Origin of the sequence: Leptolyngbya sp. NIES-2104, from assembly GCF_001485215.1 — a bacterium.
GTDB lineage: Bacteria > Cyanobacteriota > Cyanobacteriia > Leptolyngbyales > Leptolyngbyaceae > Leptolyngbya.
Map to the genome: position 1 here is coordinate 1,811,634 of NZ_BBWW01000001.1, position 27,000 is coordinate 1,838,633.

Consider the following 27,000-nt stretch of genomic DNA (forward strand, 5'->3'; position numbering starts at 1 on the left):
AGCCCTAAATCTAAAAACTTGAACAGGGTGCGACAGAACAAAAAGCGTCTAAGTGTTTTCGCTCAAACTAAAAACCAGTGATAGAGTTGATTAGCGTTATTACCGTTCACCGCGTTATGGGTTTACCGCTTCCTGATGGCACGATCGTTCAAAATCGCTACCGGATTCTGCGAGTCCTGGGGCAAGGCGGCTTTGGGCGGACGTACTTGGCACAAGACACGAATCGCTTTAATGAAGTTTGCGTTCTTAAGGAATTTGAGCCGCGATCGCAAGGGTCAAAACATGCTCAGAAAGCGGAAGAACTCTTTACACGCGAAGCGAAAGTGCTTCATCAACTCCAGCATCCTCAGATTCCCCAGTTTCGCGAACTGTTTCAGGTGAAAACGCAGAATCGCGAATTGCTGTTCCTCGTGCAAGACTATGTGGAAGGTCAAACGTATGAGGAATTGTTGAACGATCGAGCCAAACAAAATCTCACGTTCAGCGAACAGGAAGCCGTTCAGCTTCTCCAGCAGCTTTTACCCGTGCTGGAATACATTCATCGATCGGGAATTGTTCACCGCGATATTTCTCCGGATAACATTATCCTCCGAGAGCGGGATCAAAAGCCTGTTTTGATCGATTTTGGAGTGGTAAAAGCGGCAGCGACTCAAGCGGTTCATTCGGCTCAAACGCTAGTTGGAAAGCCGGGATACGCCCCGATCGAACAACTCCACAAAGGTAAAGCAGAACCGAGTAGTGATCTCTATGCGTTGGCAGTCACAATCATTGTTCTCTTAACCGGACGAGAAGCACAATCCCTGTTTGATCCGCGTACACTCAATTGTGAATGGAAGCAATACGCGAGAACTTCTCCATTGTTTGCTCAAGTGATCGATCGCATGTTGAGTAATCGACCGAGCGATCGTTATCCTTCCGCTCAAGCTGTTTTAGATGCTTTATCAATGGTGTCTCCGGTCGTCACGGTACAATCCACACCTCCAAAACTGGTATCTCAATCGAGTACGCAAGCCGGAACAGTTGCACTAGCGGGAAAACGGCGATATCGATCGGCGATCGCAACGACTGGAACTTATCCGCGTCCTTGGTTTGAGGCGGCGTTTGATCTGCCATTAGCTTTAATCAATGGAACCTACAAAGCACTGAAATCTGTATTCCGTCTCATGTTTGGGATTGTGCGATTTACAGTGTTTGGAATTTCTAAGCTGGTTCTGAAAATATTGTTCTGGATTTTAGCGATCGTCAGTCTGATCTGGCTCGTACCGCAGGTTTTCCCTTATGTAGCGCGATCGATTCCAAGTCTGCCAAGTCTGCCAAGTCTTGATAAGGTTGTACCAAAACCGCAGACGGCTCAAGCAATTGACTATGAAGCAGAATGTCGAAAGCTAGGAATCGATTACAGTCAGTTTATTGCTGAAGTTAACGATCGCTTTTATCGAAAATATCCCGATCGACGGGGTCGTCCATTAAGTCAAAGTCAAGCGGATGAAAGATTGCGGAGTGAATGGCATCGAATGGCTCAGAATTTGCTCGATCAAAAAGCAGCGGAACGTCGATCGCAGCGCAAAGTAGCAGAATTTTAAATCGCTTATTCTAATCGTTCTGATACTCAATTGGTTTTAGGTGCCACAGATTTTGGTAGCCCCCTAAATCCCCCAATTTTCGGGGATTTAGGGGGCAGAAGCCGTCACCACCGAAGCGAGACAATCCATTGAATTCACGTTAAACTAGCTCAAATGTTTCTCCACGGTCAAATGCTGCTGAACCGTCGAAACCAGTTGCTCAGTCCAGTAAGTCGCTAACTCTGAACTTTCTGCCTCAACCATCACCCGGATTACAGGCTCCGTTCCCGATGCTCGAACCAGAATCCGTCCCTGATTGCCCATTGCAGATTCCGCTTCGGCGATCGCACGTTGTACCGCTTGATTCTTCTGCCAGTTCATTCGCAGCGCTCGATCTTCAACCCGCACATTTCGCAGCAGTTGCGGATAGGTTTTGAAACTCCGATCGACGAGTTCCGAGAGCGAAACGTTCGATCGCGCAATCAAAGCCGCCAAATGCAACGCCGTCAATAATCCATCGCCACTCACACTATGCTGAGGACAAAGAATATGCCCGGATTGTTCACCACCTAGAGCCGCACCGCGCTTGATCATTTCAGCGTGAACATATTGATCGCCCACTGCCGCCCGAATGAGTGTTCCGCCCAATTTTTCCCAGGCGCGTTCAAACCCCAGATTTGACATCACGGTTGCCACGATCGTCGCTTCTGGTAGTTGACTCTGTTTTAAGAGGTGCTGACCCCAGAGATAGAGAATGTAGTCACCGTCAACCGTTCGACCTTGAGAATCTACGGCTAAAACGCGATCGGCATCGCCATCAAACGCAAATCCGACATCAGCGGAATGTTCTTTTACCGCAGCTTTGAGCAGGTTCAGATGCGTTGAACCGCAGTTGACATTAATGCGATCGCCATCGGGAATGTCATGCAGTGCAATCACATCTGCACCTAGTGAGCGAAAAACTTCAGTTGCCGATCGAGTTGCCGCACCCCAAGCCAAGTCTAAAACGACTCGTAATCCGGCTAACGGTTGCTCGGATGGAGTCATCAACGGTTTGCGAATCGCCTCGATGTATTCATTGATTAATTCTGGACGATAAAAATGCTTGCCCCACTGATGCGAAATCGTTGCGATCTTGCTTTCACCACGCAAGCCTGCTTCGATCTGCTGTTGAAGTTCTGGAGCCAGCTTTGAGCCGTCGGAATTGAAGAATTTGATGCCGTTATCTTCGGGTGGGTTGTGACTGGCAGACACCATCACACCGCCGATCGCTTCACTGTAATGTGTCAAATGCGCCACCACAGGAGTCGGACACAATCCCAAATCCCAAACTTCAATCCCCGCAGCGGTCAAACCCGCCGAAAGTGCCATTGCCAGCATATTACTGGAATTGCGCGAATCCTGACCAATGACGACAGGTGCCCGATGTCCGGCTCCCAAAACTTGACCCGCCCAATAGCCAATTTGCATTGCCAGCGGTGCAGTTAACAGTTCACCCGCTTTTCCGCGAATGCCATCGGTTCCAAAAAGTGCCGATTCGGGCAACGGGAGTGCATCCCAGTGATGCAGTTGGGGACGCAACGAAACACGGCTTAGCGATTCAGCCTTTAATGACACCATAAATTGTTCACATCCTCACACAGTTAACGGATTCGATCGCACCCTTGCAGTCTATCGTGACCGTCTCATTTCCTCTAGATGCGTTAGTTACACTCCGACTGCATCCAGAAGCCGCCCAAACGCCTCCCAACTCAATCCTTGCTCTACATAGCGCGGTGAATTTGGGTTGTAGGGACTTTCTAATCGATCGATCGAGTGCACGATCGCATGATCCGGAAGCACAGGCACATCCGGATCGAATGAAGTGGGATTCATCAGCGAACTGGAAAATCCCTTAAAGATTGCCACTTGATCCGGTTGTCCATCAATCTCGATCGACAACAGCAAAACTTCATTCGGACACTTGATCGTGTATTGTTCTAGGCGCTGCCCAATTGATTTGCTCATGAAGGTCTAAAAGAATACTTAATTTTCCATTGCAGAACGCTTGCGCTTCCCTAACCGGAAGAAAACGAAGTAGCCCAAATACAGCACGTAAATCACTAATCCTAGGATGCCAAAGAATCCGAGCACAAAGGGTCTGACTCCAGAGTGAAAATATTCGCGGAACAGAAACGGCGGATCAAGCCATACGCGACAACTCGCATCGTTCAAAATTTGCTGACTCGCAAGCGTGGCGCAACGTAATACCGGAATTTGTCCGATCGCACCGATCGCGCAGTAAATTGACACTGCCCAACGCCAAGAAACAAGCGCGAGTTTCAATGAATTGGCGGGAGAGTCGCGAATTTCTTCATTCAAATCGACCCAGTACCACAGCCCGATCGGAATCAGGATTCGTGCTAACCAACCGGAGACAAAGCCGATCGGTAATACGCCGATCAGTAGATACACGGTAATCGCCAGCAAACTTGCAACGCGCCAATAAATCAGGAGCAATTTTTGGATGGCTTCAGCGCGTTCGACGGTTGCCCAGATCAGTAAGCCAAGCGGCAGAATGACAGTAAACAAGACTGCCAATCGGTAATCTGTCCAGACGATTGAAGATAACCAGGCGGGAACGTCTTGCATAACTCAAACTATAAAACGGGGTTTAGCTCCATCAGTATATAGAGGAAATCTAAAGTTTCAGCGTTTTTGACTGTACTTTGCGACAGTTTGTGCCAGTGCAGTGAGATCGATCGGTTTAGAAACATAGTCAGCAGCTCCAGCGGCAAGACATTTTTCTCGATCGCCTTTCATTGCCATCGCGGTTTGCACAATCACCGGAATCGATCGATAGCGTTTTCTCGATCGTAGTTGCTGAGTTAGCGTTAATCCGTTGACATCCGGTAAGTGAATGTCCATCAAAATCGCCGCCGGAAGGGATTGTTTTAGCGATTGCCACATTTCTTCACTGTTCTTTGACCAGGTGACCTCATAACCAAGTTTGCACAGGTACGTGATGATTAAACGGGCGTTGTGGGCGTTGTCTTCGACTAAGAGAATGTGATTCGATCGAGCGGCATTTGGACGCGGTGCAGTGGAAAGCTGAGACTGTACAGCGCTCGAAATTTGAGGCGTGGGACAGATTTCGGTGGGTGTGGCAGTGGGAGAAACGGGAGCAGTACAAGGAAGCGCGATCGTAAATCTTGAGCCGCGATCGGGTTCGGATTCAAGACGTACCCAGCCCCCGTGTAATTCTGCGAGTTTCTGAGTGAGCGCGAGTCCTAATCCGGTTCCTTCTCCGGGAGTGGCGTTATTAAGTTGGGTGTAAGGACGGAAAAGAAGTTGCTGCTGTTCGAGAGAAATTCCGGTTCCGGTATCCCAAACGGTGAATTCAACAAACTGGTCAACGGTTTTGACTTCAAGACCGACAGAACCACGATCGGTAAATTTCAGAGCGTTCGATAACAGGTTGAATAACATCTGCTTTAATCGCAGCGGATCAGCAACCACGGTCGAAACATCAGGAGCAACCACCAATTTCAGCGGCAGTCCTTTATCGTTGGCTTTTTCCTGAACGAGTTTGAGCGCGAGTTTGCAAACTTCGATCACGTCGATCGATTCTTGCTGCAAAGTCAATTGATTCGCTTCGATCTTCGACAAATCAAGAATGTCGTTGATCAAAGCAAGAAGATGCTGACCGCTGCTGAGAATGATTTTGAGATATTCCTGGTGGCGCAGATTTGAAGGGGTGTAGCCTTGTTCTCGAAGCAGATGAGTGAAGCCTAGAATCGAACTTAAGGGGGTGCGAATCTCGTGGCTCGTATTGGCGAGAAATTCGCTCTTTAATTTGCTGGTTTGTGCGAGTTCTCGATTTTTCGCTTCCAGCGTTTGGGCTTTTTTAATCAAGGCTTCGGTTTTTTGACCGTGGCGAATCAGTTGGGCAGTTTGCGCGATCACACGACTCACACACTGATCGCGCAACTGAATCAATGCCGTGTCAGAACTGGTAGAAATAGGTGAAGAAACGGTCACAAGCCAGCCATAAGTGGTTTTGCGATCGCACAATTCCCATGCGCTTTTCCATTCAAGCTGACCGAATTTTTGCAGTTCTGAGCGAGTGAATGTCTTACCGATTTCGAGTTCGATCGCATGACGAGAAAGGCAAATCGACGGGCTAAGCTGCATCATTGAACCCGCGAGATGTTGCACCTCAAATTGATCCTCGATTGGAAGCGCAATCGCCACAACTTCACCGGATAAAGCTTGTCCTAGCTCGTCTGCCAAAATTTGCCACAATCGCGCTTCGGTCGGGGACGCATTGAGGCAATCTAGCAGACGAGCATTTAAATGATTGAGAAAGCGCTCGATCCAGAGTTCTGCTGCAAGCTGATTGGTCGCACAGGAATCCGACTCGGTAAAGACTTGCCGCAAAGAGGCGCTAATCGCGTTGCCTCGAATCGTCTGGTGTAGATGCAGATGCAGAGTCATGCAGCGCTCTCGGTTGAAACGTCACGGAATCCGGGTAGGGAATTTTCTCTTGCTCACCATCCTACCGAGATCTACTGAGAAGTCAGAACGGATCAGCGGTGAGCTTAACCAAAGCCTTAATAATTCCTACGCAAGTATGAAGATCAGAATTCCCGCCGTGAAAAAATAAGCGACGCGATCGATAACGTAAAGGCAATGTAAAGCGCTGCGTACAAGACACTACCGAGCAAAACAGACGACGATGGAATCAAGTTGTAAACCGCTTGATTTTTCAAATCGAGCCGCGCTAAATCAGGCAGCACAAGATACAAGCCTTGAGTGAACGTTTCGATCGATGGATTTTTCGTCAATCTGCCAAACTTCACGATGTCCTGGCTCAGTTGTCCCATTAGGTAAACGCCAAAGGTCAGCATCATCGCGAGTAGAGAGCCTGTGAAAACGCTGAAGAGAATCGCAATCGCGCTTACAAGCGACAATTGCAGAAATAGGAATCCCGATGAAATCAACAGATTCGGTAGCGAAAATGGAATCTTGAGCACGAATAAAAGCGAAATTGCGATCGCGCTCATGGCTGTGATCAAAACGGCTAATACCGCTGACAGTCCCCAATGCTTACCGATGATGAATTCTGCACGAGTCACAGGTTTTGCAATCAGTACAAAAACGGTTCGCTTTTCAATTTCCTTATTGACTAAGACAGTGCCCACGAAGATCGAAATGATTAAACCCAGAACAGGCATCGCTGCGAGGGCTAGATCGAGAAAGATTTTGTCTTCGGTTGCAGCAGCGACTTCGGGTAAAAGGCGACTTGCCAACATTAAGCCGCCTGCATACAGTCCAATCAAATAAAGAACGCGATCGCGAATCACTTCTCGAAATACATTCGACGCGATCGCGTTAATCCGCGTAAAAGTGCCGCCAACCGTATACACCGCTTCACTCATCGCCATTCTCCTATGGAAAATCACACTGGGGATTCCCCATTTTGCCCGAAGAACCTACGATCGACTCGGTTCAATTCGTCTGACTGGATCGATCGCGCCACATTGCACCGTTGCAACAATTTGCTGACGATTTGGAGCGGTCGCAGGAGGAGCTTGTTCATTGAACCTGAATTCTGGAGCCGCTCCAGGTCTGCCCACTTGTGTAATCCGACAAGTGCGGGTCAGTTCGTAGCCTTCTCGACGCGAATTCGGACGGCTCGATAGGGCTTGAAGCTGTAAATCGTATGCCGCAGAAGTGACTTGAGCATTTAGCGTCCACAAATCAGTTTCAGGCGATCGCGGTAATTCGTTCCGGACTTGCTGTCTCAATCTAGGAACTTGCTGATCGAGTTGGGTTAGCCAGCGTTCGACTTGTCCCCAGGGCTTGCCTTCAAGTTCAGTACGGACATTTTGAGCCGCAAGATTGAGAATATCGGCTCCACGAGACAGCACCGTTGCTCGATCGTATCGCTGCGGCTGCCACACGAATGAGCTACGCGAAAAATCTTCCGCTCGTAATCCTTGATTCGTCGTCAGCCAATCTTGGGTTTGGAAATAGAACTGGAACCAGCAGCTAATCACCAAATTTGCTAACAAAACCAAAATAATGTCTTGGCGCTTCGGTTTGGTCGGATTCGCGTAGACTGGGCTTTTCGTGCTGGGGTCTGATTTGACAAACTTCGGAGATGCCCAAATGATCGAAGAAATGGGGGGCCAACTGATAAAGGCGGTCTGAGAAGGAACGTTATTTTCGATCGTGCCAAACAGATAAACGCACACCAACGCCCCGACGATCCAAGGACCTAGAAACAGATCGTAGACGGTTAATTTCTCTTTTACGGGCTTCTCATACACAAACCACCAAACGCTGAGGATCAAGAACACCCAGCCAAACGAAGAAATGATGCGTTGGGCAATTTGCGGTTGTGGCGATGTGGTGAGAGCCGCGACGATCACACTAAAAATACTTAGAAATAATAGCGTCTGCCAAGATGCCCACTGTGGTGGCTTGACGCGATCGCGAATCTGCTTAAAAACTTCATTCATCCACAGCATCGATTCTGCCCCTAAAACAACACAGGCTGTTCTGAAAATGTCCGAATAAAAATAAAGATTGAGATAACTGTAAAACTCGCGGCATTCGCCCAAAGCACTGCCAGCGCCCGATTCGGAACATCTGCAAACGGTTGACGCTGAGCTTTTCGACCTTGAAATTTTGAGCGATCGCGAACTTCGCTCACCACTACGGGCTTTCCTTCCAGAATCAGATCAAGCCAATTCAAACTTTGCAGCTTGATAATAAACGTTCCTAAAAACATCAAAAACGCGAGTCCGACCAGTAACGGCGGATTATTCGTTTCATCAAAAAAGATATACGTAATAATTTGCTGTCGTAACGGTGCGGGCATCCAAGGGACGCTAATAAAAAAGACAAACCAACCGACCACCGTCGAGAGCAAATTCGCGGTAGACGCATACTGAATACTAGATTTTCTACCGATTCCTAAATATTTTTGTAGTACTAAGGCTTCAACGGCGATCGCTAAAACAATAAATAAAAGCTGATAGATAATCATCCGCAGAGGCAACACATCTGACATAGTTCAAACCGCACAAATTCACACACAGATTGTAAATGCAACAGTTCAGGATTGCAGCAAAAAAGATTGAAAAACTGAAGAAAAAGCAGATACCACGCAACATAAAAATAAATCGCACTAAAATAAGCGCGTATTCGAGCGAGAAAGCAGTATGTCTGAAATCAAAATTGGCATCATTGGCGGCAGTGGTCTTTACAAAATGGACGCGCTCAAAGACGTGGAAGAATTGTCGATCGAGACTCCATTCGGTTCTCCGTCAGATGCGTTGATTGTCGGAACGCTTGATCAAACTCGCGTGGCGTTTCTGGCGCGTCACGGTCGCCATCATCATTTATTGCCGTCAGAATTGCCGTTTCGCGCCAATATTTACGCGATGAAAAGTTTAGGAGTCGAGTATTTGATTTCGGCTTCGGCGGTTGGATCGTTGAAAGAAGAAGCGAAACCGTTGGACATGGTGATACCGGATCAATTTATCGATCGAACGATTCACCGCATTGGAACGTTCTTCGGTGATGGGGTTGTGGCGCACGTCGCTTTCGGTGATCCGATTTGTCTCAAACTTGCAAACGTGTTGGGTGATGCGGTTGACAGTCTCGATTTAGAGAACGTGAACTTACATCGGGGTGGGACTTACGTATGTATGGAAGGTCCTGCCTTTTCGACGAAAGCGGAATCGAATTTGCATCGCAGTTGGGGCGCGTCGGTGATTGGAATGACAAACCTCCCGGAAGCAAAATTAGCGCGAGAGGCGGAAATTGCTTATGCAACTCTGGCACTGGTGACGGACTACGACTGCTGGCATCCCGATCACGATAGCGTGACAGTCGAGATGGTGATTGCTAATCTTCAGCGCAATGCAATGAATGCTCAGAAAGTGATTCGAGAAACGGTGAAGCGATTGGCAGAAAATTCGCCTGGATCTGAAGCACATTCGGCTTTGAAGTATGCGATTTTGACTCCGAAAGATCAGATTTCTGGTGCTGCGAAAGAGAAATTGGGATTGCTGCTGAAAAAATATCTTTAGATCGAATTTGCAGCGATACAGAGCAATTTAGGGGTGATCTGTATCGCTATGGAAAATTTAAGAGGACGTTTAAAGAGTATCGTTCGTTGCAATGTCCCGCCCTGAAATGGAATTTCGGGCTAATCGGCGAAAGTCCTTTTCAAAGGACTAAGAACTTGAAACTAGCTCCTAGTCTACTTCAGTAGACTTTCTACGATTAGCCCGAAATTCCATTTCAGGGCGGGAGTGCAACGAAGCGAAGCAGCTATTTATACTCTTCAAACATTCTCTAAAACCGTTGGGGGAGCAGTTGAGTTGGGCGAGGGGGTTGGACTGGAAACTGGGGCGATAACGGTTGTTCGATCGCGAATTCGCTCCCCATCACCCGATTCCCCGCATCGGGTAGGGTCTGCACTGAGAGATTAAACGGGTTCGGTAAATCCGCAGTCCGAATCAGTGGATCGCTCGAAACCTGTTGATTCAACAAATCGACGTAGAGACGATGAATCCGCTCACCGTCCCGCGAAATCTGGTTTTCAGGATATCCGAAGGGAGTTCCGATAATCGTTTGGGTCGATCGTAAAGGATTGCGATCGGAGAATTCACCCAGCGATCCGAAAAATGTGCGATTGATCTCGTTCGGAATCGTTTCACGGGGTCGAAATACTGGAGACGTTGCCTCTTGCGCCGTTGCGGACATGGCAATCAAACTCGACACGGCACTTAATCCAAATGTGCAGATTAGGCTCTTGATCCTAGCGCCCATAGTCTTTATCCTCAATGATTGGCTAAAGGGTGACAGCTAGATTCGGTGATTCGATGAATCGACTCCGTATATTTCGTGATCGATGTGATGAATTTAACCAAATCTATACTTTTTGCCACGTAATATTCATTAGTTTGCCCTGATATGACAAATGTGACTAAGTTTGATAGCAAATCATTTCCCTGGGCGACTGCTCCAATTGATGAAGTCCGCGATCGATTGCTCGATTTGTTCTGTGTCGGGGCATACCGAGAAGGCGATTTTCTGCTTTCTTCTGGACAACGCAGCACTTACTACATTAATGGAAAGCAAGTGACGCTCCATCCTCAAGGTGCGTTAGCAGTGGGGCGAGTGTTGCTCTCGATGCTCGATGCGGAAACGGTTGGAGTCGCAGGATTGACGTTAGGAGCTGATCCGATCGTGACCGCTACGAGTGTGGTTGGAGTTTATGAAGGTCGCTCGATCGCGGCTCTGATCGTTCGTAAAGAGGCGAAAGGACACGGAACACAAGCTTATATTGAAGGATTGACTTTACCCGAACGTAGTCCGGTTGTCGTGCTTGAAGATGTGGTGACGACGGGACAATCTGCGATGAAAGCGGTCGATCGATTACGCGATGCGGGGTATCGCGTCGAGGAAGTGATTTCGCTCGTCGATCGACAACAAGGCGGAGCGGAATTTTATCAACAGCAGGGCTTGAAGTTTCGGGCGGTTTATACGATCGAAGATCTCCAAGCGCGTTGGAAACAGTTGCAGAGCTAAATATTCTGCAACAAAATCTATCTCTAGCAGGGGTGAAACGATCGGGGATCGAAACAGCATTGAAAGTGTTGTTATGAGTCACTTGTTATGGCGTTAAAACTACACGTTCCGACCTTGGACAGTCCCGAAGCGGCAGAAGACATCAAAGACACGATTCTGACGCATGAACCTGATGCAAAAGTTGAGATTGATTTGGAGCAGAAGACTGTAACCGTTGAAGCGAAAGCCTCAGAGGAAACTTTTAAGCAGGCGATCACCGCAACCGGACATGAAGTCAGCGGTTACTAAAAATGGTAACAATGAGCGGTTTACGAAACTAAAGAGTGTTACCGTTTGAACCGCTCATCGTTCACTATGCTTAACATGGCAAAGTTCTACCCGGAATTATCAGACGCGCTCCAGCAATTTATCGAGAAACAACACATTTTTTTCACGGCAACAGCCCCGATCGCGGGACGGATTAATCTTTCACCGAAGGGGATTAATTCGTTTCGAGTTTTGAATCATCAGACGGTGGCTTATCTTGATCTAACTGGAAGCGGTAATGAAACGAGCGCTCATCTGCTGGAAAACGGTCGCATGACGATTATGTTTTGCAGCTTTGAAGGCAAGCCTGTGATTTTGAGGCTGTATGGGACAGGGTTTGTGATTCGACCCTGTGACGAGAAGTGGGACGCGCTTTATCCATGCTTTGAGTCGGTTCCAGGCGCGCGACAGATTGTTTTGCTTCAGATTGAATCGGTTTCGACTTCGTGCGGGAGCGGTGTGCCACTGTATGAATTTGTCGGCGATCGAGAGACGTTGATCAATTGGGCAGAGAAGAAAGGGAAGGCAGGTTTGGAGAAATATTGGAAAGATAATAATCAGGTCAGTATCGATGGATTGCCCAGCCATTCGTTGATTTGATGATCAATCGCGTAAATTTGGGTTGTCGATCGCGTAAATCCGGGTAGAGACGCGATTAATCGCGTCTCTACGGTCGTCGGGTAAACCGATCAATTTGATTTGGATTCCGGCGACGGTGATGCGGAAGGTGACGGCAATCCTGACGGCGATGGTGATGGTGACGGCGATCCTGATGGCGAAGGTGACGGGGAAGCTGTAGATTGCACCGTCAACGGAATACCATTGCTGGTCGATCGAGCATCTAACTCCAATTGCCGAGGATTCGTCTTCGCCTGAATCTGCGCCTCAGACAAATTTCGCTGATACTCTGATAACGCTTGCCGCACACGCGGAATTTGCGCCGCAGGTTTGAGAATGTCGATCGCTAATTTCCATCGATCGATCACCAAACTCCAATCTTCTTTCGACTGTGCCGATCGCGCTAAACTTTCCGCTCCGATCGCTCGATCTTCCGCTTGACTGAGTAAAGTACTCAAATCGTCTTCAGACAGCTTCTGACCGGGTTTTGCCACAACGGTACGCGGCACTTTAATCTCTGATTTTGGCGGCAGTTGATCTGCGGGAATGCCTGAACGGTAGCCTTTTTTCTCGTATGGAGTCGGATCAACCGGACGCGCTGGTGTATATTCAACAATCCGAGTCGGCAGCGGGCTACAACTCATCAACACACCGAGCATGAACCATCTCAAACGTTTGAGCATACAACCTGGAACAAAATCGACCCCGTTAGAATGCCTCGATTTCGGTTTTCTCGCACACAAAGCGCGTTAAAATTTCTTAAGAAAGTCGCGAAATGTAGGGTTGTAGAATGCGTGTTGCGATCGTTGGTGCGGGTTTGGCAGGGTTAGCCGCCGCTGTGGAATTAGTCGATGCGGGTCACGAAGTGGAAATCTTTGAAGCTCGATCGTTTGTCGGGGGCAAAGTCGGCAGTTGGATTGATGCCGATGGCAACCATATCGAAATGGGCTTGCACGTTTTCTTCAACAATTACGCGAATCTGTTCGCTCTGATGGAAAAAGTCGGTGCGTACCAGGAATTGCTGCCAAAAGCTCATGTTCATACCTTTGTGAATCGCGGCGGACAGTTAGGGCAACTCGATTTCCGGTTTCTCCTCGGTGCGCCGTTTCATGGATTAAAAGCGTTTTTCACAACTGGACAGTTGACGCTTCAGGACAAATTACAAAACGCAATCGCGCTGGGCACAAGTCCAATCGTTCCGGGACTGATCAACTATGATGTCGCGATGAAGATGATTCGCGCTCTAGATGATGTCAGCTTCGCAGATTGGTTCCGTAGTCACGGCGGTTCTCAAAATAGCCTCAAAAAAATGTGGGACCCGATCGCGTTAGCACTCGGATTTATCGATACCGAAAACATCTCGGCTCGGTGTATGTTGACTATTTTTATGATGTTCGCGGCGAAAACGGAAGCATCGAAATTGAATATGCTGTCGGGATCGCCTGCGGAACAGTTGAATAAACCGATCGTAGATTACATCGAAGCGAAAGGCGGTAAGATTCATACCCGCAGACAAACGCGGCGAATTCTGTTTGAAGGTGAGGGACAGAATGCGAAAGTGACTGGGTTAGCGATCGCCAACGGTGACACCGAAGAAGTAATCACCGCTGATGTCTACCTCGCCGCTTGTGATGTGCCAGGAATTCAGCGACTCTTACCGCAAGAATGGCGCAGTATCAAAGAGTTTGACAACATTTACAAACTCGAAGCAGTTCCCGTTGCTACGGTTCAAATGCGCTTTGATGGCTGGGTGACGGAATTGCACGATTCAGAAGCTCGCAATCAAGTAGAACGAGCCGCAGGAATGGATAACTTACTTTATAGTTCCGATGCGGATTTCTCTTGTTTTGCTGATCTCGCCCTGACCAGTCCGAAAGACTATTACCGTGAAGGGCAAGGTTCGCTCATGCAGGTCGTTCTCACACCGGGCGATCCCTTTGTGCCGATGAGCAATGAAGACATCGCAAAACACGCCTTGAAACAGATTCACGATCTGTTTCCCAGTTCGCGTGAGTTGAATATGACTTGGTACAACGTTGTGAAACTGGCTCAATCGCTGTATCGAGAAGAACCGGGAAAAGATCCGTTCCGACCTTCGCAGAAAACACCGATCGAGAACTTCTTCTTAGCAGGTAGTTATACTCAGCAAGACTACATCGATAGTATGGAAGGCGCGACGATTTCTGGAAAGCAAGCCGCTCAGAAAATCTTAGAACCTACTGGCTACAAGGTTCAGGGTGTGGGACTGTTCAGGTACTAAACTGGTGGGCTGTTTGAGAAAGCAACCTTAACTTGAACAGCCCCACCCTCGATTTTTATAAAAAACAAATTAACCTAAAGATGCACAAATTTAATATAGAAAATTGGATATTTTTATGAAGATGTAGTCAGCAAAACAAAAATAATGCAAAGAAACAAGAGATGATCAGAGTGGATTTCTGACACTTCGAGCCAGAAGACAGTTCCAATTCTGAAATCGCTCTTTGCAGCAACAGCATGGGGAAAAATTCTGAGGCTCGATCGTCAACTCAATCCAGATTTGCTCTTCGTTTCGGATATTCCCATGACCATTTACATTGGAAATCTTTCTTACCAAGCGACCGTAGACGACCTCAAAACCGTATTTGCCGAATATGGTGAAGTGAAGCGCGTTGTGCTTCCAACCGATCGAGAAACAGGACGAATGCGGGGCTTTGCTTTCGTCGAAATGGAACAAGATGCCCAGGAGGATGCCGCAATCTCTGAGTTGGATGGCGCGGAATGGATGGGGCGACAATTGCGAGTGAATAAAGCGAAACCGAAGGGAGAGTAGATCGAACAACAGGCTATCGAAAACTAAATAGTTATAAATGCACAACCGCTTTCTCTAGCTTTAGAGAAAGCGGTTGTCTTTTGAAGAGGTGCAAAATCTTGAGCCAGGAACTTTGCACCGACTTCTATCGAATTTCGAGACGATCGCCGAAACTACGCTGCACGACGAGTCAACAGACCCCAAAGGAAGATTGCCACGATCGCGCCCAAGACTGCGATCAAAATACCACCAAAGCTCAAAGATGCAGCGGTCAAATTCAGCGCCCCTGTCGTCAAGAAGGTGTAGAGGCTACCACCCACAAATGCACCGATGATACCCAAAATAATTGTTCCGAGAATGCCGCCGCCTTGATCGCCGGGGTAAATTGCTTTCGCGATCGCACCTGCAATCAGTCCTAAAATAATCCAAGCGATAAGATTCATAATCAGTTTCTCCTAAAGTTTTTAGCTCACAACTAGAGAGTATCAATTTGAGTCGAAGTTACCCATCTGTCAGAAGTGATAATCAAAAAGTGTCCGAAGGAATAGTTACTTTTGCGAATGGGATCTAAGCCGAAATTTCCAGGGTTCGTGCCGCTTCTTCGAGCAGTTCACACGCTGCTTTCACAACCGTTTCTGGAGCAACTTGCGCTAAACAATGATGATGTCCTTCCGGGCAAATACTTTTGTAACAGTACTTACAAGGTACATCTTGAAATAACAATCGGTGCGGAACTTGCCAAGGAGTATGTTGTGGATTGGTCAAAGCGTATAAGTCTACAACGGGTGTTCCGACTGCGGCGGCAATGTGAGCGGGAGCCGTGTTATTTGAAATCAGAACGGGTGCAAGTTCGATCAGTGCGGTTAATTCGCTCAGGTTCAATTGACAAACCAGCGAATGAGCTTCCGCCTGCATTCTCGATCGAATCTGAGCGACGATATCGAGTTCAAGCGTAGTTCCGGTAAAAATAACCGCACAGTCATGTTCAAGAATGAGTTGATCCGCCACGATCGCAAATTGTTCGATCGAGTATCTCCGAGAGGGAGCCGTTGCCCCAGTGTGAATGACAATCCATTGTTTCGGCAAATTCATCGAACTTAGAAGCTGAGAAACACGATCGCGATCTTTCTGTGCAATTCGCATCGATAACTTCTGATTCTCAGTGGTTGCCCCAATTTCAGCAACGAGATCAAGCTGGCGTTGAACCTCGTGCCGAATTCCGCGATCGGGTTCTGGATCTTTGATCCAATCGGTGAGCAATTGATAGGGATTCTCGTGACAGTGCGCCAATCTTAGCGGAATTCCTGCCATGTAGCACATAAATGCCGATGGTAAGGGATTCTGACTATAGACGGTGAACACGATGGCACCATCGAACTGATGTTGTCTCAGTAGCTCGATCATTTCGTATTCAGGTTTGGGGGATTCTCGTGGCGCGGTCGCTTTGAGCCAGGGAGAATCATAGATGATCGTGTGATCAATTTCGGGAATCAGAGGCGCGATCACACTTCCTGCCGAAGAAGTCAGCAAGGTTAAGCGACGATCCGGCATTGAGTCCTTGAGTGCTCGAAATGCGGGAGTGGTCATCAAGACATCCCCGATCGTATCAAGTCGAATGCAGAGTAGATTTTTAGCTTGGTTCCAAGACATGGTTAAACATTGATTGAAGTTCTTCGAGTGTGCAGCGAGCCGTTCCCGGTTTTTGTACCACGATCGCTGCTGCTGCTGCTGCAAGTTCTGCGGCGATCGTTGAATTGTTTGTGATCGTTAATGCGATCGCGAATGTAGCTGTAAAGGTATCACCCGCGCCGATTGTTTGAGTGGGACAAGCGGGATTTGCGCGAATTTGGTACGGAGCGCGATCGCGTTGCAGCAAAATTACACCTTCTCGATCAAGTGTCACCGCAACAATTTTTGCTCCAGTTTTCTCTAAGATTTCTGCCGCATTGTGTTTCACGAACTGAATTCTAGAGAAATTGATATCTTCTTGATTCAATAGATTCAACATTTGCTGATAGTTTGGTTTAACCGCAGTCACATCTAAGTGCTGATAGTTAATGAGATTCTTTGCATCAACAATGAGTATTTTCGGATGGTGTTGCTGAAGTTGGTGAATTGTATTAATGATGCGATCGGTTAAAATTCCATACCCATAATCCGAAATGATGATCGCATCATAGTGATTCCAATGAGTTCTCAGTTCGGTAATGAGCTTGTTTTCTAGTTCTGTGCTTAAAGCGGCTGTGGTGCCTTGATCGAATCTGAGTAACAAGCGATCGCCATTCATGACCCGCTGTTTAGTAAGCGTTGTGCGATCGCTTGCTGTAAAAATTCCTTGAATTCCTGGTAGAACTCGCTGAAGCCGCATTCCTTCCCAATCTTCGCCCACGACCGAAAGCAATGTGACTTCTGCCCCTAAACTTTGCAGATTCATTGCAGTGTTCGCGGCTCCTCCGGGTTGGTCGATCGTTTGAGAAAGCGTCACCACAGGAACCGGAGTTTCTTGGCATAAGCGAGTTGCATCACCGTAAAGATAGCGATCGAGCATCGCTTCCCCGATCACTAAAATGTGCGATCGGGAAAACTGCTCTAACACCGAAAGAAACTCACTCATGCTTGAATCCGTAGCAACAAAACTACCAATAGAGCCTGAGTGAAAGAAAATTAAACGCTCTTGAGATAGATTTGTTAAATTACTCCTTCATCTGCTTCACTGAATTTTGGCAAACTGGAAAGTTAAAATCGAACTAGGCGAGATTGAAGGATTTTCCCAACAGGAGGCATTCATGGCGTTTTCACAGGCATTTTTGGAATGGGAACAAGTCACGCGACAAGAGGGACGACAAGAGGGACTGCAAGAAGGGCAGATTGCATTGATTCTACGCCTCTTAACGCGGCAGTTTGGAGAGTTACCGGAAGAAGTGCGATCGCAGATTAACGCTTTATCGATCGAACAACTCGAATCACTCGCTGATGCCTTATTTGAGTTCTCAAATTTGCAGGACTTGGAAACCTGGCTTGCTGATCATTCTTAGCTATTGCTTAGAATCTATACAACCTTAACCGAAAAGCGAATAGTCTCAACGGTAGCGATTAGGTATGATAACTCATAGCTGACAGCTAAAGATTGAAATAAATCTATCAACGTTATGGAGTCTTAGCAACCTTCGTTTCAATTGGAAACAGGTTTGCTCAGCTTGTCGTGTCTTGCCGTACAAAAGCTGTTGGGGGAAGCGTCGTGTTGGAAGCGTTTGTGTTTGCCACTATTTTGATTGGTTTTTTCGGCATCATCCTCAAAAAGAATCTGATCATGAAAATCATTTCGATGGATGTGATGAGTAGTGGAGTGATTGCATATTACGTGGTGGTAGCAGCGCGGGGAGGGGTGTTTACACCGATCGTGGGCGGTGAGCCGAAAGGGGCGTTTGCTGATCCGGTTCCACAAGCGGTGATTTTAACCGCGATCGTGATTGGTCTCTCGATTCAAGCGTTGATGTTAGTGGGAGTGATGAAGCTGTCACAGGACAATCCCACCCTAGAAGTAAGCGAAATCGAGAAAAGCAATACCCCATAAAACCATGACAGAACTAACCCTGATTTGGATTGCCTTTCCGTTTGTGGTGGGCTTTATGATTTATCTGCTGCCAAGGCTCGATCGAGTGTTGGCAATGCTCGGAGCACTGTTTTCGGCAGCTTATGCAGTTCAGCTTTTTGTATCGCAGACCCCAATTGATTTAAGATTGCTCGATCATTTTGGAGTGAGCTTGGTGCTCGATCCACTGGCGGGATTCTTTATCATCACAAATGCGCTGGTGACGATCGCAGTTCTGATCTACTGTTGGGGCACGAATAAGACAACCTTCTTTTATGCTCAAACGCTGATTCTACACGGCAGTATTAATGCAGCATTAGCATGTTCAGACTTTATTAGTTTGTATGTCGCGTTAGAAGTTCTCAGTATTGCCTCGTTTTTGCTGATTGCTTATCCGAGAAGCGATCGATCCATTTGGGTCGGATTGCGCTATCTCTTTGTCAGTAACATTGCCATGCTGTTCTACTTGGTTGGGGCAGTGCTGGTTTATCAAACCCATCATTCATTTGATTTTGCTGGCTTGCGTGGCGCACCTCCAGAAGCATTGGCATTGATATTTTTAGGACTATCAGTAAAAGGTGGGATTTTTGCATCTGGACTGTGGTTGCCGATGACACATTCGGAGTCAGAAGCGCCAGTTTCAGCACTCATGTCCGGTGTCGTGGTGAAAGCGGCGGTGTTGCCGTTAGTTCGATGCGCGTTGTTTCTCGAAGAAGTTGATCCGATCGTTAGAATCTTCGGAGTTGCAACTGCGTTATTGGGTGTGTTTTACGCGGTGTTCGAGAAAGATACGAAGCGGATTCTGGCATTTCACACCGTTTCACAGTTGGGATTTATCTTAGCAGCACCGGAAGTTGGGGGATTTTATGCGCTCACACATGGATTGGTAAAGTCTTCCTTGTTTTTGATTACTGGAGTGTTACCGAGTCGGAACTTAAAGGAATTACAACAGCAACCGATCCCACGATCGGTTTGGATTGCATTGGCGATCGCAAGTTTCTCGATCTCTGGATTTCCTTTGCTGTCAGGCTTCGGGGCAAAAGTACTCACCATGAAAAACCTCTTACCCTGGCAAGTGATCGGAATGAACATCGCAGCATTAGGAACCGCGATTTCGTTTGCTAAATTTATCTTTCTGCCACATCAGACCATCAGTGATGCGAAACCGCTTCGGAGAGGATTTTGGGCAGCGATCGCGCTCTTACTGGGCGGTTTAGTGGTTGCAAATGTAGTGTATTACGAAGCCTATAGTCTAGAGAACATTGCAAAACCCTTGATTACGATCTTCCTCGGTTGGATTGCTTATCTAGCAGTTTTCAAACGATTAAACGTGAAGCTTCCTCGCACTTTCGAGTACTTTGATCATCTTGTCGGAATGATGAGCTTGACCATGATTTTGCTGTTTTGGTTCTGGAGGGCATTTGCATGATCGGGCACTTTATCTTGAGATTAACTATTTGGTTATTACTGACTGCAAATTTTGGTTGGCTGAACATTCTAATTGGAGTCGCGATCGCGCTTGTTCTCCCGCGTCCGTCTACGCCTCCAGAACGATTGAAAAGCTTGCTGCGATCGCTTGGAACAATCATTTTGGCAATTCCACAAGCTTATAAAGAGGCGGTGGAACTGATTCTAAAGCCGCACACCGAAGAAGAAATTGTGATGGAGCGGGTGAAATCGGGTCGATCGCGGGGACTGATTTTTCTTGATATTTTCTTGATTACCTTTACGCCCAAAACGACTGTTCTAAACTATCTCGATGAAGGTTGGTACGAAGTGCATCACGTCACACCGAGGAAAGAATCATGATTTTGAACCTTGTTCTATTCGCCATGATCGCGGCAATGTTAATTCCAATTTATCAAGCTTGGAAAGATGAAGACATCTGGCAGACGATGTTGGCGTTGTCGAGTGTTTCAACCAAAGCGGCGGTGATGATTCTACTCGTGTCGGTGCTGCGAGATGATTGGATGATCGGAGTCGTGGGTGTGATTATTCTGACGGTTGGTAATGCTGGATTTATGTTGTTAGCACATATTCTGAAGCAGTTGGGGGACGCATGATTGATCTATTAACCTATGTTTCTATTGGAATCGGATTGATCTTTTGGTTCTGGGGAACTTCGTTTCTACTCGGAACGCGATCGGTGTTATTCAAGCTGCACAATCTATCTGTATCTGATACGTTAGGCTCGATCGCGATCATTTTCGGCTTACTGCTTCAGCGTCCGAGAGAATTACCGCTGTTGATTCTAGCGATCTTGTCTTTAGCGCTTTGGAATACGATGCTTGGATATGTGTTAGCGAACTGTTCGAGTCGGCAGATTGTGGCAAATCTCGCGATCGCGCGGAGGAATGTGGATGGATAGCTATATCTATGTGATGACAGCATTAATCCCGATCGCAGCTTCGATGCTCGTATTCCAGGTGAATCCGTATCATGCACTCGTGATCCGAGGAATTTTGGGAGCAGTCTCGGCGTTAGTTTATACAGTGTTAGGTGCAGCAGATGTGGCATTGACCGAAGCCTTAGTGGGAACATTGTTAGCGGTTTCTCTCTATGCAGTTGCAGTGCGATCGTCGTTAGTTTTTCGGCTGGGTATTGTCGAAGGGAGCCAAGCCGATCCACAGTTCCAAGAAGTCGCTGAAAAATTCCGCAAAATCTTTAAACCGTGGCATCTACGAGTTGAATTAGTGTTGTATTCGGATCATGAAAGTTTGCAGCAAGCGTTATTGAGCAAAGAAATTCATGCAACCTGTGTGCGATCGAGCGCATATCACACGACCACTCGACTCCACCGCCTTTACGAAATTCTGCAACCAGAACTCGGCGAAGCTGATATCCGCTATCTCAATCCAACTCAACTGGAGGTGCACTCGTGATCTGGGTTTATATCGCAGCAGGAGTAGTGTTTTTTTTCAAAATGGTGCTGCTCGTTGATCCAATGCCTCAGTTGCCCTATTCGATCGTGGATGCGGTGCTAAAAGATAGCGGTGTGCCGAATGTTGTTTCTGGAATCATTTTGCGAAATCGGTTGTATGACACGATTTTTGAAGTGATTGTGTTTACGATCGCAATTATGGGCGCAAGTTACTTACTGGCAAACGAACGACCTTTAAGCCAAGTGCGCCAGTTCACCGATGAAACTTCGATTCTGTTGGCGCGATTAGGAGCGACGATCGCGGCATTAGTCGGAATCGAACTTGCGATTCGAGGACATCTCAGTCCGGGCGGTGGATTTGCGGCTGGAGTCGCAGGTGGAACTGCAATCGGGCTTGTGGCGATGACTTCTTCACCGGAATGGATGCAGGGCGTATATCAACGGTGGAAGGCGGCGACTTGGGAAAAGGTGTCGGTGCTGGTGTTTATTGTGTTGTCGATCGTGACACTAGCGGGGTATGAATTGCCGCATGGACAACTAGGGGAGTTGTTCAGTGGGGGAATGTTGCCGATTTTGAATATCTTGGTCGCGATCAAAGTGGCGTTGGGATCTTGGGCTGTGATTCTAGTGTTTATTCGATATCGCGGGCTGCTCTAGAAATTTCCTACTCAAGATAGACAAAAATTTAGACAAAAGTCTGTCTGAGGATTGCGAAACGATCCTGAGTGTGTGATATTTATCACGTTAAGGATAAACAGCCCTTATCCGATCGTCTATGTCATCCTCTACAGCCTTTACATTTGCCGTTCTTTCGACGTTCGCTTCGTCTCCTCTGGCGCTCTCCCTGCTCGAAAAGTTCCCGGCACCTGTAGCAGATCCGCAAGCTGCTACTCCAAGCTTGTCGCCATTGATGCTTAGCACGATTCCGACGACTCGCACAGTTGCGCCTGTGGAATCGATCGCGCAACCTGAGTTTTCGATCGCGACAGATTCAGCCCGATCGATGCCTCAATCCGGTGGGCAACTTTATCTACAACGATTAGCGGCTCTGCGAGTTGGTAAGCTTTATACTCGATTGCCGAGCGATAGTTTTCGAGAGGTTTGGCAAGATGCAGCCGTACAGCCGACGTATGAACAGTGGCGGAAACTGTTGGCGATGGAATCGAGAGCAGTTGCAAGACGGAATAGCGATCGAGATCTGTCGATTCTCCTAGGTGATTCTCTGAGTTTGTGGTTTCCAGTCGATCGATTAAAGTCCTCTCAAATCTGGCTCAATCAGGGCATTTCAGGTGACACAACCTGGAATATTTTGACGCGGCTTCCCGATTTAGCGAACACACGACCGTCTGAGATTTATCTAATGGCAGGCGTGAATGATTTGAAAATGGGCGCAAGTGATACTGAGATTGTGTGGAACATTCAGCGGATTATTGCACAACTTCAAGCAATGCACCCGAACGCGAAAATTGTGTTGCAGTCGATTTTACCGACCCGATCGCCTCGCATTCCAAACGATCAAATTGCGGGAATCAATCAGCAGCTAAAAGCGATCGCCGAGCGATCAGGGATTTCTTTTCTCGATTTGTTTTCTCAATTCGTCGATCACGATGGACAAATTTTATCGGAATACACGACAGACGGAATTCATTTGAGCGCTCAAGGTTATGCGGCTTGGCGATCGGTGTTTGAAGAATCCGGTAGTACTGTGGCAGCTTCAAATTAGCGATCGTGTTCTCTAAGAGGACGTTTGAAAAGTATTTAAGGACACTTCGCTACGGTTCGATCCCGCCCTGAGCTAAACCTCTGGGCTAATGGGCGCAACCCTGCTAAAGCAGGCTAAATTGCAATTTCTGCGGCGCTTAGTCCCGTTGAGGGGGCTTTCCTCGGTTAGCCCGGAGGTTTAGCTCAGGGCGGGTGAATGCAATCAACGGCTACTTTTAAAACACCCTCTAACTTCGCCCAAACTTTGCATCGGTTATGATTGAATACCTGCATTATTGAGGCTTTGTGATGTACGCTGTGATTTCACAAAACAAAATTCAACTTCCGCCGGGTACAGTCGTGCGAATGCCAGGAACATGGCAAGACTATTGTGTGCTGCGGGACAGTCGAGGGGATAAATCGATTCCTCGAATTAAGTTTCGCGATGGAGAGATTTTACTGATGAGTCCGATGCCCCGCCACGGTCGAGAAGCCCATCTACTTGCACGAGTTGTGGAAGCATTGCTCGACAGTGAAGACCGAAATTATGAAGCCTTCACGCCAATTACGATGGACATTCCTGAATCATCGGGAATCGAACCGGATTACTGCTTCTATATCGATAACTGGCAAGCAGCGGTTGGAAAAAATCGGATTGATTGGCAAAGTGAGCCACCACCGGATTTAGTGATTGAAATTGATGTGACCACCTACAGTGCTGCGGAAGATTATCTACCGTATCGAGTTCCAGAGGTGTGGTTATTCAAAAAAGGACGATTCTCGATTCATCAATTGAAAAACGATGAATATGTGCTGAAAGCCAAGAGTAGATTCTTTCCTAATATTGATGTGAAAATGCTCGCGTTTCAATGCTTAGAAGATGCGGCAGAGCGGGGAAGCGGAGTTGCGATTCGAGAACTGCGATCGCGATTATAAAAGCATTTCCTGAGTAGAGGATTGAATCTGCAACGGGTCGCTACAATGGAATCTGTCTTCATTCCCCGATCGGTATTTTGAGCGCTACTTCTTCTCCCAAAATCGTTCTCGTTGACGGTCATTCTCTCGCATTCCGCGCCTATTTTGCGTTTGCGAAAGGTCGCGATGGTGGCTTACGCACTTCAACTGGAATTCCAACGAGCGTTTCTTATGGCTTCCTCAAGGCGTTACTTGAAACTGTGGAAGCTGAGAAACCGGATTATTTAGCGATCGCGTTTGATCTCGGTGGTGCAACCTATCGCCACGAAGCCGATGAAACGTACAAAGCAGGTCGCCCAGAAACGCCTGAAGATTTCATGCCGGATCTAGAGAATCTTCAGGAATTGTTGAAGGCGATGAATTTACCGATCGTTATTTCCAAGGGCTACGAAGCCGATGACGTGATCGGGACAATGGCGCGAAAAGCGAGTCAGGAAGGCTTTACGGTGCGGATTTTGAGTGGCGATCGCGATATGTTCCAGCTAGTCGATTCCGAGGGCAAAATCAAAGTCCTCTACATGAGTACGACTTATGGAAAAGGTGCGCCGCCGCCTAAAGAATTTGGAGTTGAGCAAGTCAAAGAGAAGCTTGGAGTTCTCCCTTCTCAAGTGGTAGATTTCAAAGCGCTTTGTGGGGACGCTTCCGATAACATTCCGGGTGTGAAAGGGATCGGAGAGAAAACAGCGGTTCAATTGCTGACGACTTATGGATCGCTGGAGAAAGTGTATGAATCGATCGACGAAATCAAAGGAGCCGTCAAGAAGAAATTAGAAACGGGAATCGAAGATGCACGTCACTCCCAATGGATGGCGCAAATTCATTTAGATGTTCCGTTAGAGGTCGATCCGCAGGATTGTAAACTTCAGGGATTCGACGAAGACAAGGTTAAATCCTGGATCGAGCGATTGGAATTCAAATCGTTCATCAACAAGATCGAGAAGTGGAAAGCACAACTGAGCGGCGAAACAGACTTTTCTGAAACAGAAGGGTCAAAGCAAGCGGCAAAACAAGCTCCGATCATTCCTCAATACGCCGATGATGATCTGTGGTTCTTTAGTGCAGAAGAAACCGAGAAAGCAGAAAAATTTGAGCCAGTCTCGATCGCACCTCAAATCATTGATACCCAAGCGAAATTAGACGCTTTGGCAAAACAACTCAAAACCCATAAGAGCGATAAAACTCCGGTGGCTTGGGACACAGAAACCAGCGATCTTGATCCGATCAAAGCTGACCTCATTGGAATTGGTTGCTGCTGGAATTCTGGATCAGATTCATTGGCTTACATTCCGATCGGTCATACCTCAGGAACGAACTTAGATAAAGCGATCGTGCTTGAAGCCTTGCGTCCAATTCTCGAAGATGTGAACTATCCGAAAGCATTGCAAAATGCAAAGTTCGATCGCTTAGTCTTCCGCTTTCAAGGCATCGAACTTGCAGGTGTCGTCTTCGATACGATGTTAGCAAGCTATATTCTCAATCCCGAAGCGAGTCACAAATTAAGCGATTTGAGCTATCGCTATCTCGGCATTCATGCACAGGACTACGAAGACTTAGTTCCGAAAGGAAAGCACATTGGAGAAGTGGAGATTCCAGCCGTTGCGAACTATTGCGGCATGGATGTCTATGGTGTGTTTAACCTCGTGCCAAAACTGCGATCGGAACTCGAAGTACTACCAACGCTGCATGAGTTACTGATTGAAATCGAACAGCCGCTTGAACCAGTACTCGCAGAGATGGAAGCAACTGGAGTCAGAATCGATCGTGAGTATCTGCAAGAGTTTTCTAAGAACTTGAAAGAAGACCTCGATCGCATCGAAATCGAAGCCTACGAAGCCGCAGGAGAAAAGTTTAGTCTCGGCTCTCCGAAACAATTAAGCGAATTGCTATTCGAGAAATTGGGACTCGATCGAAAGAAATCCCGCAAGATCAAAACAGGGCATTCCACTGATGCAGCAACCTTAGAGAAACTTCAGGGTGATCATCCAGTGGTGGATAAAATTGTCGAACATCGAACTTTAACGAAGCTTAAATCTACCTATGTGGATGCACTTCCAACCCTGATTAATCCAAAGACCGATCGCGTTCACACCGACTTTAACCAAGCCGTCACTTCGACAGGTCGCCTCTCTTCCTCGAATCCGAACCTGCAAAACATTCCGATTCGGACAGCCTTTAGTCGCCAAATCCGCAAAGCTTTTATTCCCAAAGAAGGCTGGCTGATGGTTGCAGCAGACTATTCTCAGATTGAATTGCGAATTCTGGCGCATCTGAGCCAAGAGCCTGTCTTGCTCGAAACCTATCGGAACAATGAGGATGTTCACTCATTGACCGCTCGATTGTTGCTAGAAAAAGAAGACATCACTTCTGAAGAACGGCGATTGGGTAAGATTATCAACTTTGGTGTGATCTATGGCATGGGCGCACAGCGATTCGCACGAGAATCCGGAGTGACCACCGTTCAAGCGCGAACCTTTATCGATCGATTCAACACCCGTTACGCCCGCGTTTTTGAATATCTCCAACAGATGCAGCGAGAAGCGATCGCCAATGGCTATGTCGAGACGATCAAAGGACGACGACGCTACTTTAATTTCTCATCGGATTCGGTGAAAAAACTGCGCGGAACTTCCCCCGATGAAATTCAACTCGATAAGCTGAAGTTGCGCGATCAGTTCGAGGCACAAGCCCTCAGAGCCGCGGCTAACGCCCCAATTCAAGGCTCTAGTGCTGACATTATTAAAATCGCCATGTCGCAGTTACATGAAGTCTTGAAAGCTTACCCGGCTCATTTATTGCTACAGGTACACGATGAATTAGTGTTTGAAGTCGAACCCGATGCTTGGGAAGAATTGCAGCCTAAGATCAAGCGAGTGATGGAAAATGCTGTTTCTCTAAGTGTGCCGCTGATGGTTGATATTCGCGCTGGAAACAACTGGATGGACACAAAATAGTAAACAAACCGAAAAAGCCTTGAACTTCAAAA

At 47.4% G+C, this 27,000-nt stretch carries 30 protein-coding genes; 18 read left to right on the top strand and 12 right to left on the bottom strand.

The genetic code is table 11. From position 1 onward, the window contains the following. The first annotated feature begins 116 nt into the window (after positions 1-116). Entirely contained in the window at positions 117-1,583 is a 1,467-nt protein-coding gene (locus tag NIES2104_RS08395; protein WP_058997557.1) for a serine/threonine-protein kinase, read from the top strand. 144 nt (positions 1,584-1,727) lie between these two features. Here the strand turns inward: NIES2104_RS08395 and glmM are convergent, their stop codons facing one another. The 7 genes from glmM to fraC form a co-directional block, all read right to left on the bottom strand. Beyond that, positions 1,728-3,182, bottom strand: a complete 1,455-nt coding sequence (gene glmM / locus NIES2104_RS08400) for a phosphoglucosamine mutase (RefSeq protein ID WP_058997558.1) — start codon at positions 3,180-3,182, stop codon at positions 1,728-1,730. An 87-nt stretch (positions 3,183-3,269) separates the two neighbouring features. After that, complete coding sequence (locus tag NIES2104_RS08405; RefSeq protein WP_058997560.1) at positions 3,270-3,569, bottom strand: hypothetical protein; 300 nt, start codon at positions 3,567-3,569, stop codon at positions 3,270-3,272. Between the two features lie 18 nt (positions 3,570-3,587). Then, positions 3,588-4,193 (bottom strand): DUF3177 family protein, encoded by a 606-nt coding sequence (locus NIES2104_RS08410; protein WP_058997562.1) that lies wholly within the window; start codon positions 4,191-4,193, stop codon positions 3,588-3,590. Positions 4,194-4,250: 57 nt separating this feature from the next. Next, entirely contained in the window at positions 4,251-6,038 is a 1,788-nt protein-coding gene (locus tag NIES2104_RS08415; protein ID WP_058997564.1) for an ATP-binding protein, read from the bottom strand. Between the two features lie 143 nt (positions 6,039-6,181). Beyond that, positions 6,182-6,982 carry an ABC transporter permease gene (locus tag NIES2104_RS08420; protein WP_059001624.1) on the bottom strand — a complete coding sequence of 267 codons (801 nt, stop codon included), beginning with the start codon at positions 6,980-6,982 and terminating at the stop codon, positions 6,182-6,184. Positions 6,983-7,036: 54 nt separating this feature from the next. After that, positions 7,037-8,077 (bottom strand): DUF5357 family protein, encoded by a 1,041-nt coding sequence (locus NIES2104_RS08425; protein ID WP_058997565.1) that lies wholly within the window; start codon positions 8,075-8,077, stop codon positions 7,037-7,039. Between the two features lie 11 nt (positions 8,078-8,088). After that, positions 8,089-8,622: a filament integrity protein FraC gene (gene fraC / locus NIES2104_RS08430; RefSeq protein ID WP_058997566.1), complete on the bottom strand. Its 534-nt coding sequence runs from the start codon at positions 8,620-8,622 to the stop codon at positions 8,089-8,091. Positions 8,623-8,773: 151 nt separating this feature from the next. Here fraC and NIES2104_RS08435 point away from each other — a divergent pair, with 151 nt between their 5' ends. Then, positions 8,774-9,646 (top strand): S-methyl-5'-thioadenosine phosphorylase, encoded by an 873-nt coding sequence (locus tag NIES2104_RS08435; RefSeq protein ID WP_058997568.1) that lies wholly within the window; start codon positions 8,774-8,776, stop codon positions 9,644-9,646. Between the two features lie 268 nt (positions 9,647-9,914). On the opposite strand, the gene NIES2104_RS08440 is transcribed toward NIES2104_RS08435, so the two are convergent. Next, the gene (locus NIES2104_RS08440; protein WP_192843569.1) at positions 9,915-10,391 is read right to left on the bottom strand and encodes a hypothetical protein; all 477 of its coding nucleotides are present in this window, start codon (positions 10,389-10,391) and stop codon (positions 9,915-9,917) included. Positions 10,392-10,535: 144 nt separating this feature from the next. On the opposite strand from NIES2104_RS08440, the gene pyrE reads away from it, so the two are divergent. The 3 genes from pyrE (at position 10,536) to NIES2104_RS08455 (ending at position 12,059) form a co-directional block, all read left to right on the top strand. Continuing rightward, the gene (gene pyrE / locus NIES2104_RS08445) at positions 10,536-11,153 is read left to right on the top strand and encodes an orotate phosphoribosyltransferase (protein ID WP_058997572.1); all 618 of its coding nucleotides are present in this window, start codon (positions 10,536-10,538) and stop codon (positions 11,151-11,153) included. A gap of 87 nt (positions 11,154-11,240) precedes the next feature. Continuing rightward, positions 11,241-11,441, top strand: a complete 201-nt coding sequence (locus NIES2104_RS08450; RefSeq protein ID WP_058997574.1) for a cation transporter — start codon at positions 11,241-11,243, stop codon at positions 11,439-11,441. A 75-nt stretch (positions 11,442-11,516) separates the two neighbouring features. After that, positions 11,517-12,059 (top strand): pyridoxamine 5'-phosphate oxidase family protein, encoded by a 543-nt coding sequence (locus NIES2104_RS08455; RefSeq protein ID WP_058997576.1) that lies wholly within the window; start codon positions 11,517-11,519, stop codon positions 12,057-12,059. Between the two features lie 89 nt (positions 12,060-12,148). Here the strand turns inward: NIES2104_RS08455 and NIES2104_RS32250 are convergent, their stop codons facing one another. Next, a complete protein-coding gene (locus NIES2104_RS32250) occupies positions 12,149-12,760 on the bottom strand; it encodes a hypothetical protein (protein ID WP_058997577.1) in 612 nt (203 codons plus the stop codon). A gap of 107 nt (positions 12,761-12,867) precedes the next feature. Between NIES2104_RS32250 and zds the strand changes: the two genes are divergently transcribed. After that, complete coding sequence (gene zds, locus NIES2104_RS08465; protein ID WP_058997578.1) at positions 12,868-14,337, top strand: 9,9'-di-cis-zeta-carotene desaturase; 1,470 nt, start codon at positions 12,868-12,870, stop codon at positions 14,335-14,337. 303 nt (positions 14,338-14,640) lie between these two features. Continuing rightward, positions 14,641-14,889, top strand: coding sequence for an RNA-binding protein (locus tag NIES2104_RS08470; protein ID WP_058997579.1), 249 nt, complete (start codon positions 14,641-14,643; stop codon positions 14,887-14,889). 152 nt (positions 14,890-15,041) lie between these two features. Here the strand turns inward: NIES2104_RS08470 and NIES2104_RS08475 are convergent, their stop codons facing one another. The 3 genes from NIES2104_RS08475 to NIES2104_RS08485 form a co-directional block, all read right to left on the bottom strand. Further along, on the bottom strand, positions 15,042-15,311 hold the full coding sequence (locus tag NIES2104_RS08475; protein WP_058997584.1) for a GlsB/YeaQ/YmgE family stress response membrane protein: 270 nt from the start codon (positions 15,309-15,311) through the stop codon (positions 15,042-15,044). 124 nt (positions 15,312-15,435) lie between these two features. Beyond that, positions 15,436-16,518 carry a lipopolysaccharide heptosyltransferase II gene (gene waaF, locus NIES2104_RS08480; RefSeq protein ID WP_058997589.1) on the bottom strand — a complete coding sequence of 361 codons (1,083 nt, stop codon included), beginning with the start codon at positions 16,516-16,518 and terminating at the stop codon, positions 15,436-15,438. Next, positions 16,499-17,482 carry a bifunctional heptose 7-phosphate kinase/heptose 1-phosphate adenyltransferase gene (locus NIES2104_RS08485; protein WP_058997591.1) on the bottom strand — a complete coding sequence of 328 codons (984 nt, stop codon included), beginning with the start codon at positions 17,480-17,482 and terminating at the stop codon, positions 16,499-16,501. Before NIES2104_RS08485 ends, waaF begins: the two co-directional genes overlap by 20 nt. 172 nt (positions 17,483-17,654) lie before the next feature. Here NIES2104_RS08485 and NIES2104_RS08490 point away from each other — a divergent pair, with 172 nt between their 5' ends. The 11 genes from NIES2104_RS08490 to polA all read left to right on the top strand — a co-directional run bounded on the left by NIES2104_RS08490 (position 17,655) and on the right by polA (position 26,968). After that, positions 17,655-17,903, top strand: a complete 249-nt coding sequence (locus NIES2104_RS08490) for a DUF4351 domain-containing protein (RefSeq protein WP_059001625.1) — start codon at positions 17,655-17,657, stop codon at positions 17,901-17,903. Positions 17,904-18,070: 167 nt separating this feature from the next. Next, positions 18,071-18,442, top strand: a complete 372-nt coding sequence (locus NIES2104_RS08495) for a cation:proton antiporter subunit C (protein WP_339375079.1) — start codon at positions 18,071-18,073, stop codon at positions 18,440-18,442. Positions 18,443-18,446: 4 nt separating this feature from the next. Beyond that, positions 18,447-19,889, top strand: coding sequence for a cation:proton antiporter (locus NIES2104_RS08500; RefSeq protein WP_058997595.1), 1,443 nt, complete (start codon positions 18,447-18,449; stop codon positions 19,887-19,889). Next, positions 19,886-20,269, top strand: coding sequence for a Na+/H+ antiporter subunit E (locus NIES2104_RS08505; RefSeq protein WP_058997597.1), 384 nt, complete (start codon positions 19,886-19,888; stop codon positions 20,267-20,269). Before NIES2104_RS08500 ends, NIES2104_RS08505 begins: the two co-directional genes overlap by 4 nt. After that, on the top strand, positions 20,266-20,523 hold the full coding sequence (locus NIES2104_RS08510) for a hypothetical protein (protein WP_058997600.1): 258 nt from the start codon (positions 20,266-20,268) through the stop codon (positions 20,521-20,523). Before NIES2104_RS08505 ends, NIES2104_RS08510 begins: the two co-directional genes overlap by 4 nt. Beyond that, complete coding sequence (locus NIES2104_RS08515; RefSeq protein WP_058997603.1) at positions 20,520-20,828, top strand: monovalent cation/H(+) antiporter subunit G; 309 nt, start codon at positions 20,520-20,522, stop codon at positions 20,826-20,828. The genes NIES2104_RS08510 and NIES2104_RS08515 overlap by 4 nt, the downstream gene beginning before the upstream one ends. Continuing rightward, positions 20,821-21,342, top strand: a complete 522-nt coding sequence (locus NIES2104_RS08520) for a DUF4040 domain-containing protein (protein ID WP_058997606.1) — start codon at positions 20,821-20,823, stop codon at positions 21,340-21,342. Before NIES2104_RS08515 ends, NIES2104_RS08520 begins: the two co-directional genes overlap by 8 nt. Then, a complete protein-coding gene (locus NIES2104_RS08525) occupies positions 21,339-21,998 on the top strand; it encodes a Na(+)/H(+) antiporter subunit B (protein ID WP_058997608.1) in 660 nt (219 codons plus the stop codon). The genes NIES2104_RS08520 and NIES2104_RS08525 overlap by 4 nt, the downstream gene beginning before the upstream one ends. Before the next feature lie 118 nt (positions 21,999-22,116). Beyond that, positions 22,117-23,064, top strand: a complete 948-nt coding sequence (locus tag NIES2104_RS08530; protein ID WP_058997610.1) for a GDSL-type esterase/lipase family protein — start codon at positions 22,117-22,119, stop codon at positions 23,062-23,064. Positions 23,065-23,351: 287 nt separating this feature from the next. Next, on the top strand, positions 23,352-23,978 hold the full coding sequence (locus tag NIES2104_RS08535) for a Uma2 family endonuclease (RefSeq protein WP_058997612.1): 627 nt from the start codon (positions 23,352-23,354) through the stop codon (positions 23,976-23,978). A gap of 77 nt (positions 23,979-24,055) precedes the next feature. Beyond that, positions 24,056-26,968 carry a DNA polymerase I gene (polA, locus tag NIES2104_RS08540; RefSeq protein ID WP_058997614.1) on the top strand — a complete coding sequence of 971 codons (2,913 nt, stop codon included), beginning with the start codon at positions 24,056-24,058 and terminating at the stop codon, positions 26,966-26,968. Positions 26,969-27,000 lie beyond the last annotated feature (32 nt).